Below are 12,611 nucleotides of genomic sequence, written 5' to 3'. Positions count from 1 at the left end.
TCCCCGTTCGGGTGATTCATCCACTGGCGCGCTGCGCGCGCGGGCACCCGCGTTCACAGCCGCTTGACCCCCTTGATCCGCCCCGCCCGGGTCGCCCGCGACTTGGCCGCCCTCAGCTTGAGTCCGCCGCGCTGCCCGCCGATCCTCAGCCCCGTCCCCGAGGAGAGCCAACCGGAGGAGATGTCCGGGCTCTTGGCGGCGGAGTTGGTCTCGGCGAGGGGGTCGTTGTCGGCGCGCCGCGCCAGGAACATGATCGCGGGGACGACGAACGGGGCCAGCAGCAGGTCGTACAGGGCGGCCGTGAACAGCAGCCCGGTGAGGCCGACATGGCGGGCGGCGGTGTCGCCGACGAGGGCGCCCACCCCGGCGTACAGCAGGGTGGAGCCGATCGCCGCGCCGACGACCACGACCATCGGGCCGGTGGCGGACTTGATCTGCCCGCTCTCGGGCTTGATGAGTCCGGCGAGGTAGCCGATCACGCACAGCACGAGGGCGTAGCGCCCGGCGGCGTGGTCGGCGGGGGGTGCCAGGTCGGCGAGCAGACCGGCGCCGAAGCCGATGAGGGCACCGCCGACATGGCCGTAGACCATGGCCAGGCCCAGGACGGTGAGCAGGAGGAGGTCGGGGACGGCGCCGGGGAGGTGGAGGCGGGCGAGGACGCTCACCTGGATCACCAGGGCGACGACGATCAGCGGGACGGAGAGCAGGATCCGGTTGACGCGCATGGGGGTTGTCAGCTCCTACTGCTGCTGGCCGTCTACGGGTGCGTTCGCGTTCGGAGTGACCGTGACGGTCACCGTCGGCGTGGGGACCGGTTTGGGCTTCGAGGGGAGCACGGTGTCGCGCGGGTCCTTCTTCGGGGCCTCGACGACCACGCCCACGATGTCGAGCTTGGTGAAGCTGACGTACGGCGTGACGTAGAGGGTGCGGGTGAGGTCGCCGCCGGAGGGGTCGACGCGGGAGACGACGCCGACGGGGACGCCCGGCACGAAGGGCTTGTCGGCCTGCGAGCCGAAGGTGACGAGCCGGTCACCCTTCTTCACGTCGGCCTTGCCGTTGAGGAGTTCGACGCGCAGCGGCCGGTCGCCCTGTCCGGAGGCGAAGCCGAGCTCGTCGGACGCCTCCATCCGGGTGCCGACGGTGAAGTCGGGGTCGTTGGCCAGCAGCACGGTGGCGGTGTGGGGGCCGACGGTGGTGACCCGCCCGACCAGGCCTTCCCCGTTCAGGACCGTCATGTCGCGCCTGACGCCGTCGTTCGCGCCGACGTCGATGGTGATGGTCCAGGAGAAGCCCTGGGCCGCTCCTATCGCGATGACCTCCGCGCCCTTGATGCCGTACTGGCCGGTGCCGGCGATCTTCAGCATGTTGTCGAGCTGCGCCAGCCGGCTGCGGTTGCGGTCGTCGCTGCCGAGCTTCGCCTTGAGAGCCGCGTTCTCCTTCTCCAGATCGGTGAGCCGGTCATGGCGCTCACCGGAGTCACGGACCGCGGAGACGGCGTTGCCGACCGGATCCACCGCCGACGACACTCCGTTCTCGATCGGTCCGAAGGCCGCGGCCGCGGCCTGCCGGGCACCGTCGACCGGGGAGTCCTCCCCGCCCCGGATGTCCACCGTGATCAGCGCGAACGCTACGGCGATCAGCAGCACCAGGAGCAGCCGGCTCTCTCGTGTGTCCCTCACGTGCGGCGGCCGTGCCCTTCCTCGAGAGAAAAACCAAGAACAGGAATCAGTTGTCAGGAAGCGGGTGTCACGAAGCGGGTCGGGAATTGGGGTAGCCCCGGGCCAAGATGGCCAAGGGCGCTTTGTGGGAGCTTATGCCTCAATATCAACGATCCGCCGCACGAGAGGCGATCATCCCGTACGGCGGAATCGAAGCGTTACGTCATCTGCGGGGTGCCGCGTCCAGGACCTGCTGGAGCGCCTCGAACTCCTCCACGCACTTCCCGGAGCCGAGCGCCACGCTGTCCAGCGGGTCCTCGGCGATGTGGATCGGCATGCCGGTCTCCCGGCGCAGCCGCTCGTCCAGACCGCGCAGCAGGGCTCCGCCGCCGGTCAGAACGATGCCACGGTCCATGATGTCGCCGGACAGCTCCGGCGGACACTTGTCGAGGGTGGTCTTCACGGCGTCGACGATCGCGTTGACCGGTTCCTCGATCGCCTTGCGCACTTCGGCGGCCGAGATGACGACGGTCTTGGGCAGCCCGGAGACGAGGTCCCGGCCGCGGATTTCGGTGTGCTGGTCGTCGTCGAGGTCGTAGGCCGAACCGATCGTGATCTTGATCTGTTCGGCCGTCCGCTCACCGAGGAGGAGGCTGTACTCCTTCTTGATGTGCTGGATGATCGCGTTGTCCAGTTCATCGCCCGCTACGCGGATGGACTGGGCGGTGACGATGCCGCCGAGCGAGATGACCGCGACCTCCGTGGTGCCGCCCCCGATGTCCACCACCATGTTGCCCGTGGCCTCGTGGACCGGCAGGCCGGAGCCGATGGCCGCGGCCATGGGCTCCTCGATGATGTGCACCTGACGGGCGCCGGCCTGGGTCGACGCCTCGATGACGGCGCGGCGCTCGACGCCCGTGATGCCCGAGGGCACACAGACGACGACCCGCGGCCTAGCCAGATACCGCCGCTTGTGGATCTTCAGGATGAAGTAGCGGAGCATCCGCTCGGTGATCTCGAAGTCGGCGATCACGCCGTCCTTCAGCGGACGCACGGCAACGATGTTGCCGGGCGTGCGCCCGATCATCTTCTTCGCTTCGGCGCCGACCGCGAGGATGCCACCGGTGTTGGTGTTGATCGCGACGACGGACGGCTCGTTGAGTACGATCCCGCGACCCCTGACGTACACCAGCGTGTTGGCGGTCCCGAGGTCGACAGCCATGTCACGGCCGATGAACGACATTGAGTTCCCCATCAGGATTCGACTGGCCTTCCATGAGCTTTGAGGGCTTATCAGGTCGGCGAGGTGGGTGCTGTGACGTGAAGGCTTCCATCGTAAACGCGCCTGCACGGACACTGCGGAGCGGTCTCCGCCATTGTTTGCAGATGCTGTGTGGGTTCGCTTCTGGAGAGGGGCGTTCGGGGGCTCACGTTCCCTCGATCGCCCGCTTCAGGCGCGTCGGCCGTCGCCGGAAATCAGACCCGGCCGGGGAAGAAGATCTTCACCTCGCGCTCCGCGGACTCCTCGGAGTCGGAGGCGTGGATCAGGTTCTCACGCACGATCACACCGAAGTCGCCGCGGATGGAACCGGGGGCGGCGGCGATCGGGTCGGTCGGACCGGCGAGCGCGCGCACACCCTCGATGACCCGCTCGCCCTCGACGATCAGCGCGACGACCGGACCGGAGGCCATGAACTCCACCAGCGGCTCGTAGAAGGGCTTGCCCTTGTGCTCTCCGTAGTGCTGCTCCAGCGTGTCCTGGTCCAGGGTCCGCAGCTCCAGCGCGGTGATCTGCCAGCCGGCCTTGCGCTCGATACGGCTGATGATCTCGCCGGTCAGGCCACGACGGACGGCGTCGGGCTTGAGCAGGACGAGGGTGCGCTGGCTCACGAGGTGACTCCTTCTACTGCCGGTGTGTGCGGTGGGATGAGGTTACAGGGCGTGTCCGGGCAGCTGTCACGCAGCGTCAGCGGTATCCGGAGAGGCTGCGGCGGCCTGGGCGGCGAAGCGCGCCTTCGCCTCGTCGACCTTGCGCCCGAAGTGCACGGACGCCCACCACAGGGCCCCGAAGAGCACCCCCAGGAAGAACATGATCGGGACGAAGAAGCCGGACGCGACGAGGGCGATCTGCAGCGCCCAGCCGAGGGCGACGCCCCCGGGCCGGGTGACCATGCCGCACAGCAGCACGCTGAAGAGCATGGCGACGCCGCACACCGTCCACACCGTGGAGGTGGACAGGTCGGCGTCCTTCATCGCGACCAGGCCGGCGAAGCCGATGACGAAGAACTCGCCGATCAGGGTCGAGGAGCAGAGCGTACGCATGGTGGGGACCTCAGCCCTTTCCGAGGAGCAGCCGGGCCTCGCCGACCGTGATGACGGAACCGGTGACCAGCACCGCGCCGCCGGCGAACTCGCCCTCCTCCTCGGCGAGCGTGACCGCCGCCTCCAGAGCGTCGGGCAGCCTCGGCTCGACCTGGACCCGGTCGTCGCCGAACACCTCGACGGCGATCGCGGCCAGCTCGTCGGCGTCCATCGCGCGGTGGCTGGAATTCTGGGTGACGACGACCTCCGCGAAGATCGGCTCGAAGGCTTCCAGGAGCCCCCGTACGTTCTTGTCGCCGCTGGCCCCGACCACACCGATCAGCCGGCTGAAGTCGAAGGCCTCACTGACGGCCTCGGCGGTGGCCCGGGCACCGGCCGGGTTGTGGGCGGCGTCGAGGACCACGGTCGGGGAACGCCGTACGACTTCGAGGCGGCCCGGCGAGGAGACGGCCGCGAAGGCCTTGCGGACCGTGTCGGTGTCGAGCGGTTCGGGACGCTGGGAGCCGACTCCGAAGAACGCCTCGACGGCGGCGAGCGCGACGGCCGCGTTGTGCGCCTGGTAGGGGCCGTGCAGGGGCAGGTACACCTCGGGGTACTCGCCGCCCAGGCCGCGCAGGGTGACCAGCTGCCCGCCGACGGCGACCTGGCGTGCGACGACGCCGAACTCCAGCCCTTCCCTGGCCACGGTCGCGTCGACCTCGACGGCCTTCTTCAGCAGCACCTGTGCCGCGTCGACCGGCTGCTGGGCCAGGATGACGGTGGCGTCCTGCTTGATGATCCCGCCCTTCTCGGCGGCGATCTCGGCGGTCGTCTCCCCGAGCCGGTCGGTGTGGTCGAGGTCGATGGGCGTGACGACGGCGACGTCACCGTCGATGACGTTGGTGGCGTCCCAGACCCCGCCCATCCCCACTTCCACGACGGCGACGTCGACCGGCGCGTCCGAGAAGGCGGCGTACGCCATGCCGGTGAGCACCTCGAAGAAGGACAGCCGGTACTCCTGCATGCCGTCGACCATCTCGACGTACGGCTTGACGTCCTGGTACGTCTCGACGAACCGCTCGGCGGAGATCGGCGCGCCGTCCAGGCTGATCCGCTCGGTGATCGACTGGACGTGCGGGGAGGTGTACCGGCCCGTACGCAGCTCGAAGGCGTTGAGAAGCGCCTCGATCATGCGGGCGGTGGACGTCTTGCCGTTCGTCCCGGTGATGTGGATCGAGGGGTACGAGCGCTGCGGGTCCCCCAGTACGTCCATCAGCGCGGCGATACGGCTGACCGACGGCTCCAGCTTGGTCTCGCCCCAGCGGGTGGCCAGTTCCGCCTCGACCTCGCGCAGGGCCTTGTCGACCTCGGGGTTCTCGGGACGCGTGGGCACGTCGGCCTGCGGCGCGGCGCCCTGGGTGCGGAGGGTACGGCTGCCGGCTTCGATGACCGCGAGATCGGGGTCTCGGTCGGTCTCCTCGGCGATGATCTCGTCGAAGGGATCGAGGGGGTCGAAGGGGGCGGGCAGGTCGTCTGGGTTGCCGTTCGGGGGGAGCTCGCTCACGGGGCCAGTCTACGGACGGCCGGTGACAGAGGTGGGCGAAGGCCCCCGGGACCGTACCGGTCCCGGGGGCCTTCGTCGTCGTGGCGCCTTGCGCCGGCCTCACACCTGCGGCAGGCGCTCCAGCTGGGCATGGATCCGGGCGATGTCCTCGTCCGCCTTGGCGAGGCGGGTACGGATCTTCTCGACCACGTTGTCCGGGGCCTTCGCGAGGAACGCCTCGTTGCCGAGCTTGGCGTTGGCCTGGGCCTTCTCCTTCTCGGCCGCGGCCAGATCCTTGGCCAGGCGCTTGCGCTCCGCGGCCACGTCGATCGTGCCGGACAGGTCCAGCGCGACCGTGGCACCGGCGACGGGCAGGGTCGCCGTCGCCGAGAAGCTGTCGCCCTCCGGCTGGAGGCGCAGGAGCTGGCGGATGGCGGCCTCGTGCGGCGCCAGCGCCGTGCCGTCGAGCGTCAGGCGGGCGGGGACCCGCTGGCCCGGCTGGAGACCCTGGTCGGCACGGAAGCGGCGGACCTCGGTGATGACCGACTGGAGGCTCTCGATCTCCTTCTCGGCTGCCGCGTCCCGGAAGCCGCTGTCCTTGGGCCACTCGGCGATGACGACGGACTCGCCACCGGTGAGCGTGGTCCACAGCGTCTCGGTGACGAACGGGACCACCGGGTGCAGCAGCTTGAGAGTGACGTCGAGGACCTCGCCGAGGACGCGGCCGGAGACCTTCGCGGGCTCGCCGCCGGCCATGAACGTCGTCTTGGACAGCTCGACGTACCAGTCGAAGACCTCGTCCCAGGCGAAGTGGAACAGCGCGTCGGAGAGCTTCGCGAACTGGAAGTCCTCGTAGAGCGCGTCCACTTCAGCGACGACGGAGTTGAGGCGGGAGAGGATCCAGCGGTCGGTCGCCGACATCTCCGAGACGTCCGGCAGCGGACCGTCGACCGTGGCGCCGTTCATCAACGCGAATCGCGTCGCGTTCCAGATCTTGTTGGCGAAGTTGCGTGATCCCTGGACCCAGTCCTCGCCGATCGGGACGTCGACGCCGGGATTGGCGCCACGGGCCAGAGTGAACCGGAGCGCGTCGGAGCCGTACTTGTCCATCCAGTCCAGCGGGTTGACCGCGTTCCCGAAAGACTTCGACATCTTCTTGCCGAACTGGTCGCGGACCATGCCGTGCAGGGCGATGGTGTGGAACGGCGGGGTGCCGTCCATCGCGTACAGGCCGAACATCATCATCCGGGCGACCCAGAAGAAGAGGATGTCGTAGCCGGTGACCAGGACGGAGTTCGGGTAGAACTTCGCAAGCGACTCGGTCTGTTCGGGCCAGCCGAGCGTGGAGAACGGCCACAGGCCGGAGGAGAACCAGGTGTCGAGGACGTCGGTGTCCTGACGCCAGCCCTCGCCGGTCGGCGCCTTGTCGTCGGGTCCGACGCAGATGACCTCGCCTTGAGGCCCGTACCAGACCGGGATGCGGTGCCCCCACCACAACTGCCGCGAGATGCACCAGTCGTGGAGGTTGTCGACCCAGTCGAAGTAGCGCTTCTCCATCTCCTGGGGGTGGATCTTGACGCGGCCGTCACGGACGGCATCACCGGCGGCCTTCGCCAGCGGGCCGACCTTGACCCACCACTGCATGGACAGGCGCGGCTCGATGGTGGTCTTGCAGCGCGAGCAGTGGCCGACGGAGTGGGCGTACGGCCGCTTCTCGGCGACGATCCGGCCTTCGGCGCGCAGGGCGGCGACGATGGCGGAGCGGGCCTCGAGCCGGTCCAGACCCTGGAAGGGGCCGTGGGCCGTGATGACGGCGTGCTCGTCCATGATGGTGAGGGACGGCAGGTCGTGGCGCTGGCCGATCTCGAAGTCGTTCGGGTCGTGGGCCGGGGTCACCTTGACCGCGCCCGTGCCGAACGCCGGGTCAACGTGCGTGTCGGCGACGACCGGGATGGACCGGTCGGTCAGCGGCAGGCGGATCTGCTTCCCGACCAGGTGCCGGTAGCGCTCGTCGTCGGGGTGGACGGCGACGGCCGTGTCGCCGAGCATCGTCTCGGCGCGGGTCGTGGCGACGACGATGGTGTCGTCCCCCTCGCCGTACTTCATGGAGACGAGCTCGCCGTCGTCGTCCTGGTACTCGACCTCGATGTCGGAGATCGCGGTGAGACAGCGCGGACACCAGTTGATGATGCGCTCGGCGCGGTAGATGAGCTCGTCGTCGTAGAGCCGCTTGAAGATGGTCTGGACGGCCTGGGACAGGCCCTCGTCCATGGTGAAGCGCTCGCGCGACCACGCGACGCCGTCTCCCAGGCGGCGCATCTGGCCGCTGATCTGGCCGCCGGACTCGCCCTTCCACTGCCAGACGCGCTCGACGAACGCCTCACGGCCGAGGTCGTGCCGGGACTTGCCCTCCTTGCCCAGCTCCCGCTCGACGACGTTCTGCGTCGCGATGCCGGCGTGGTCCATGCCGGGCTGCCACAGCGTCTCGAAGCCCTGCATTCGCTTGCGGCGGGTGAGGGCGTCGATGAGGGTGTGCTCGAAGGCGTGCCCCAGGTGCAGGCTGCCCGTGACGTTCGGCGGCGGGATGACGATCGTGTACGGAGGCTTCTCGCTCTTGGCGTCGGCCTCGAAGTAGCCCCGCTCCACCCAGCGCTCGTACAGCGGCCCCTCTACGTCGGCCGGCGCGTACTGGGTCGGCAGTTCGGTGTGGGGCGCTGATGGCTGCTGCTGAGCGTTCTCGGTCACGGGCCCAGTTTAGGGGTGTCACGGGGCCGTCCCGAAACGTGTTTGCTCTGTAACGGTGGGGGCCCCGCCGCCGTGCAGGTGTTGGCTTTGAGCCAGGATGTGAAAATCACATAAGCATCTGGAGGGGAACCCAGAAATGAGTCACAACCAGCCGGGCCCGTACGGCGGGCAGCCCCAGCAGCCCGGACCGTACGGCCAACCGGGTCCGTACGGCCAGCCGCCGCAGGCACCCCAGCCCGGCTATGGCCACCCCCAGCAGCCCCCCGCTCCGCAGCCCGGTTACGGCTACCCGGCCCCGCCCCCGCAGGGCGTCCCCCCGCAGGCCCCGACCCCGCCCTACGGCCAGCAGCCGCCGTACGGCCAGCCCCAGCCCCCTTACGGCCAGCAGCCGCCCTACGGCCAGCCTCCCTACGGCGTCCCGCAGCCCCCGGCGCCGAGCGGCGGCGGCAAGAAGGCGGGCATCATCATCGGCGCGGTCGCCGTCGTGGCGGCGATCGGTGTGGGCGCGTACTTCGTGCTCGGAGGCAGCGCCGGCGGTCTGAAGGACGACGGCGCGCACAAGCTGGACACCCCGGCGACCCTCCTCACCGAGTACAAGCAGGTCGGCAAGGGCGGCGAGAGCAGCGACTCGGACACCACCAAATATCTGACGGCCAGTGGCGTCAAGGGCGGCAAGGCCGTCGTCGGGCAATGGTCCACGGCCGACTTCGGCGACTACGACCCGCAGAACCCCGACCCCGCCGACCTGCCCGGCGAGGCGGAACTGCTCACCGCCAAGGGCATCACGATGCTGGGCGGTTACGGCGAGATCGCGGACCCCGAAGCCGCCCTGGACAAGTACTTCGCCGCCATCCAGAAGGAACTCGAGGACAGCGACTCCTCCAGCTCGTCGACCGGCGGTCAGGGCAAGACCGAGCTGATCGGCCAGCCCGAGGAGGCCGACATCGACGGCGCGCTCATGAAGTGCCAGTCGACGAAGAGCACCAACTCGCTGACCAAGAAGGAATCGACCGACTGGTTCTGCGTCTGGTCCGACTACAGCACGATCGCCATGGTGTCTCCGGGCGACAACACGAAGAGCATCACCAAGGACGCGGCGGTCGACATCACCACGAAGCTGCGCGACCAGGTCCGCGTCAAGGCCTGACGCCGCGGACCACTGCTCGACGACGAAGGGGCCCCGGTCGGTCGACCGGGGCCCCTTCGTCGTACGCGTACGGATCAGGCGGTCTTCTGCTCGCCCGGGCCGCGACCGCCGCGCGCGTCGCGCGGGATCAGGGTCGGGTTGACGTTGGAGAGGACGACGTCCGCCGTGATCACGACGCGGGCCACGTCCTTGCGGGACGGGACCTCGTACATGACCGCCTGGAGGACCTCCTCCATGATGGCGCGCAGACCGCGCGCGCCGGTCTGGCGGAGGATGGCCTGGTCGGCGATGGCCTCCAGGGCCTCACGCTCGAAGTCCAGCTCCACACCGTCGAGTTCGAAGAGCCGCTGGTACTGCTTCACCAGCGCGTTGCGCGGCTCGATCAGGATCTGGAGGAGCGCCTCGCGGTCCAGGTTGTGGACCGAGGTGATGACCGGGAGACGGCCGATGAACTCCGGGATCATGCCGAACTTGACCAGGTCCTCCGGCATGACGGCCTCGAACTGGTCCTTGGACTCCAGCTCGCGCTTGGAGCGGATCGTCGCGCCGAAGCCGATGCCCTTGGCGCCGGCCCGGGTCTCGATGATCTTCTCCAGGCCCGAGAAGGCGCCGCCCACGATGAACAGCACGTTCGTCGTGTCGATCTGGATGAACTCCTGGTGCGGGTGCTTGCGGCCGCCCTGCGGCGGGACCGAGGCGGTGGTGCCCTCCAGGATCTTCAGCAGGGCCTGCTGCACGCCCTCGCCCGACACGTCGCGGGTGATGGAGGGGTTTTCACTCTTCCTCGCGACCTTGTCGATCTCATCGATGTAGATGATCCCGGTCTCGGCCTTCTTGACGTCGTAGTCGGCCGCCTGGATCAGCTTCAGCAGGATGTTCTCGACGTCCTCGCCGACGTAACCCGCCTCGGTCAGCGCCGTGGCGTCGGCGATCGCGAACGGGACGTTCAGCATGCGCGCCAGGGTCTGCGCCAGGAGCGTCTTGCCCGAGCCGGTGGGGCCGAGCAGGAGGATGTTGGACTTCGCCAACTCGATGGCGTCCTCGCGGCTTTGGGCACCGCCGTTCTCACCTGCCTGGACGCGCTTGTAGTGGTTGTACACCGCTACCGACAGGGCCTTCTTGGCGGGCTCCTGGCCCACCACGTAGCCCTCGAGGAACTCGTAGATCTCGCGCGGCTTGGGAAGTTCCTCCCAGCGGACCTCGCTCGTCTCCGCGAGCTCTTCCTCGATGATCTCGTTGCAGAGATCGATGCACTCGTCGCAGATGTACACACCGGGCCCTGCGATGAGCTTCTTGACCTGCTTCTGGCTCTTGCCGCAGAACGAGCACTTGAGCAGATCGCCGCCGTCACCGATGCGTGCCACGGTGTGCTTCCCCTTCGCCTGGGAGACGACTGGACGCTTACGAATCCAGCGGCTCCTGGTGCTGCCTTATTCCGACGGTACCTTGCCTGGCCCCCCGTTCGGGCCCCCCTTGGCACGGTTCACTGTGACGTGGACCGTGTCACACCGTGCCGAGGGGCGCCGAACGGGACGACCGCGTGCGTCAAACGAGCGAGTTGTTGTTCAGCTTGCGGGTCGAGATGATCTGGTCGATCAGGCCGTACGCCAGCGCGTCCTCGGCCGTGAGGATCTTGTCGCGCTCGATGTCCTCGCGGATCTTCTCGATCGGCGTGGTCGAGTGCTGGGCCAGCATGTCCTCCAGCTGCGCGCGCATCCGGAGGATCTCGTTGGCGGCGATCTCCAGGTCGGAGACCTGACCGCGGCCGGTCTCGCTGTACGGCTGGTGGATCAGCACGCGCGCGTTCGGCAGCGCCATGCGCTTGCCCGGCGTACCGGCGGCGAGCAGGATCGCGGCGGCGGAGGCCGCCTGACCCATGCAGACCGTCTGGATGTCGGGCTTCACGAACTGCATCGTGTCGTAGATCGCGGTCAGCGCCGTGAAGGAACCGCCGGGGCTGTTGATGTAGACCGAGATGTCCCGGTCGGGGTCCATCGACTCCAGGCACAGCAGCTGCGCCATGACGTCGTTGGCGGAGGCGTCGTCGATCTGCACGCCGAGGAAGATCACGCGCTCCTCGAAGAGCTTCGCGTACGGGTCGTACTCGCGGACGCCCTGCGAGGTGCGCTCGACGAAGCGCGGGATGACGTAGCGGGATTCGGCGCGAGGGCCGGTGTACTCGGCCTCGGTGCGGGCGAAGAGGCCGCTGCCGGGGAAGTCGTTCACGGTGTCTCCTGGAAAGAGGGCTGGGGCGGGTGGCTGGAGGGGCTGGGTGGGGCACTGACGGCTTCCGAGGCCTTGGCGGCCCGGGAGGACCTCAGCGGCCTCGGCGGGCCCTGAGAGGTCCCCAGGGGCTCCTGAAGCCCTCCTGGAACCCCGGAGGGAGCTCCCCGGGGTCCCGGGCCCTCTGTGCGGCTCCCGGAAGTCCGCTGGGGTCCAACGGGCTTCCGGAGGCTCCGGAAAGGGCTCAAGGGGCTCCGCGGGGCATCCTGTGGGGCCACGCTGCCGTCAGTGGTCCTCAGGCCGCCCCGGTCCCGCCGCCGCCCGGCATGCCGGCAGCCGTCGGGATGACGTCGTCGATGAGGCCGTACTCCTTGGCCTCGAACGCGTCGAACCAGCGGTCGCGGTCCGAGTCGCGGGTGACCTGCTCGACCGTCTGGCCGGTGTGCTGGGAGGTCAGCTCGGCCATGCGCTTCTTGGTGTGCAGCAGCCGCTCGGCGTGGATCTTGATGTCGGATGCCGAGCCGGCCAGACCCGCGGAGGGCTGGTGGATGAGGATCTCGGCGTTCGGCAGCGCGAAGCGCTTGCCGGGAGTGCCCGCGCTCAGCAGGAACTGACCCATGGAGGCCGCGAGGCCCATGGCGATGGTCACCACGTCGTTCTTGATGAACTGCATCGTGTCGTAGATCGCCATGCCGGCCGTGATCGAGCCGCCGGGGCTGTTGATGTAGAGGTAGATGTCCTTGTCCGGATCGGCGGCAAGGAGCAGCAGCTGTGCAGTGATCTTGTTGGCGATGTCGTCGTCGACCGCCTGGCCGAGGAAGATGATCCGCTCGCCGAGCAGCCGGTTGTAGACCTGGTCGCCGAGGCCACCACCGATGGGGTCGCCGGCGGCTGTGGGCATCAGATTCGTCACGTATCCACCTGCTCGTCTATCGACGGCGCCGGGGCCGTCTCACGTGTACTGCCGGGGGCAACGGAGACTCCCCTGCCCTCG

The 12,611-nt window shown here is 68.8% G+C and carries 11 protein-coding genes; 1 reads left to right on the top strand and 10 read right to left on the bottom strand.

What is annotated here, in order from left to right:
* Nucleotides 1-53 precede the first annotated feature (53 nt).
* From mreD to ACIPFH_RS02010, 7 genes are all read right to left on the bottom strand, one after another.
* On the bottom strand, nucleotides 54-725 hold the full coding sequence (gene mreD, locus ACIPFH_RS02040) for a rod shape-determining protein MreD (protein ID WP_356249099.1): 672 nt from the start codon (nucleotides 723-725) through the stop codon (nucleotides 54-56).
* Nucleotides 726-740: 15 nt separating this feature from the next.
* Complete coding sequence (gene mreC, locus ACIPFH_RS02035; protein WP_401822145.1) at nucleotides 741-1,679, bottom strand: rod shape-determining protein MreC; 939 nt, start codon at nucleotides 1,677-1,679, stop codon at nucleotides 741-743.
* Nucleotides 1,680-1,881: 202 nt separating this feature from the next.
* Nucleotides 1,882-2,901, bottom strand: a complete 1,020-nt coding sequence (locus ACIPFH_RS02030; RefSeq protein ID WP_020127820.1) for a rod shape-determining protein — start codon at nucleotides 2,899-2,901, stop codon at nucleotides 1,882-1,884.
* A gap of 233 nt (nucleotides 2,902-3,134) precedes the next feature.
* Nucleotides 3,135-3,548 carry a nucleoside-diphosphate kinase gene (gene ndk / locus ACIPFH_RS02025; RefSeq protein ID WP_351916909.1) on the bottom strand — a complete coding sequence of 138 codons (414 nt, stop codon included), beginning with the start codon at nucleotides 3,546-3,548 and terminating at the stop codon, nucleotides 3,135-3,137.
* A gap of 66 nt (nucleotides 3,549-3,614) precedes the next feature.
* Nucleotides 3,615-3,980: a DUF4233 domain-containing protein gene (locus tag ACIPFH_RS02020; protein WP_356249106.1), complete on the bottom strand. Its 366-nt coding sequence runs from the start codon at nucleotides 3,978-3,980 to the stop codon at nucleotides 3,615-3,617.
* A 10-nt stretch (nucleotides 3,981-3,990) separates the two neighbouring features.
* Nucleotides 3,991-5,523 carry a bifunctional folylpolyglutamate synthase/dihydrofolate synthase gene (locus ACIPFH_RS02015; RefSeq protein WP_401822141.1) on the bottom strand — a complete coding sequence of 511 codons (1,533 nt, stop codon included), beginning with the start codon at nucleotides 5,521-5,523 and terminating at the stop codon, nucleotides 3,991-3,993.
* Between the two features lie 99 nt (nucleotides 5,524-5,622).
* Nucleotides 5,623-8,247, bottom strand: a complete 2,625-nt coding sequence (locus ACIPFH_RS02010) for a valine--tRNA ligase (RefSeq protein ID WP_401822139.1) — start codon at nucleotides 8,245-8,247, stop codon at nucleotides 5,623-5,625.
* A gap of 136 nt (nucleotides 8,248-8,383) precedes the next feature.
* Between ACIPFH_RS02010 and ACIPFH_RS02005 the strand changes: the two genes are divergently transcribed.
* Entirely contained in the window at nucleotides 8,384-9,394 is a 1,011-nt protein-coding gene (locus ACIPFH_RS02005) for a hypothetical protein (protein WP_401822136.1), read from the top strand.
* Nucleotides 9,395-9,468: 74 nt separating this feature from the next.
* On the opposite strand, the gene clpX is transcribed toward ACIPFH_RS02005, so the two are convergent.
* The 3 genes from clpX to ACIPFH_RS01990 all read right to left on the bottom strand — a co-directional run bounded on the left by clpX (nucleotide 9,469) and on the right by ACIPFH_RS01990 (nucleotide 12,518).
* Entirely contained in the window at nucleotides 9,469-10,758 is a 1,290-nt protein-coding gene (gene clpX, locus ACIPFH_RS02000) for an ATP-dependent Clp protease ATP-binding subunit ClpX (RefSeq protein ID WP_356249114.1), read from the bottom strand.
* A 181-nt stretch (nucleotides 10,759-10,939) separates the two neighbouring features.
* Complete coding sequence (locus tag ACIPFH_RS01995) at nucleotides 10,940-11,620, bottom strand: ATP-dependent Clp protease proteolytic subunit (protein ID WP_401822133.1); 681 nt, start codon at nucleotides 11,618-11,620, stop codon at nucleotides 10,940-10,942.
* Between the two features lie 292 nt (nucleotides 11,621-11,912).
* Nucleotides 11,913-12,518 (bottom strand): ATP-dependent Clp protease proteolytic subunit, encoded by a 606-nt coding sequence (locus tag ACIPFH_RS01990; RefSeq protein ID WP_028806515.1) that lies wholly within the window; start codon nucleotides 12,516-12,518, stop codon nucleotides 11,913-11,915.
* Between the last annotated feature and the right edge of the window lie 93 nt (nucleotides 12,519-12,611).

The sequence above is a fragment of the Streptomyces sp. NPDC088157 genome (genome assembly GCF_044741545.1).
GTDB lineage: Bacteria > Actinomycetota > Actinomycetes > Streptomycetales > Streptomycetaceae > Streptomyces.
This window is presented reverse-complemented; position numbering and strand designations above follow the sequence as displayed.

Coding starts and splice junctions, on each gene's coding strand:
- mreD (WP_356249099.1), bottom strand. CDS start 725: ATGCGCGTCAACCGGATCCTGCTCTCCGTCCCGCTGATCGTCGTCGCC.
- ACIPFH_RS02030 (WP_020127820.1), bottom strand. CDS start 2,901: ATGTCGTTCATCGGCCGTGACATGGCTGTCGACCTCGGGACCGCCAAC.
- ACIPFH_RS02020 (WP_356249106.1), bottom strand. CDS start 3,980: ATGCGTACGCTCTGCTCCTCGACCCTGATCGGCGAGTTCTTCGTCATC.
- ACIPFH_RS02005 (WP_401822136.1), top strand. CDS start 8,384: ATGAGTCACAACCAGCCGGGCCCGTACGGCGGGCAGCCCCAGCAGCCC.
- ACIPFH_RS01990 (WP_028806515.1), bottom strand. CDS start 12,518: ATGCCCACAGCCGCCGGCGACCCCATCGGTGGTGGCCTCGGCGACCAG.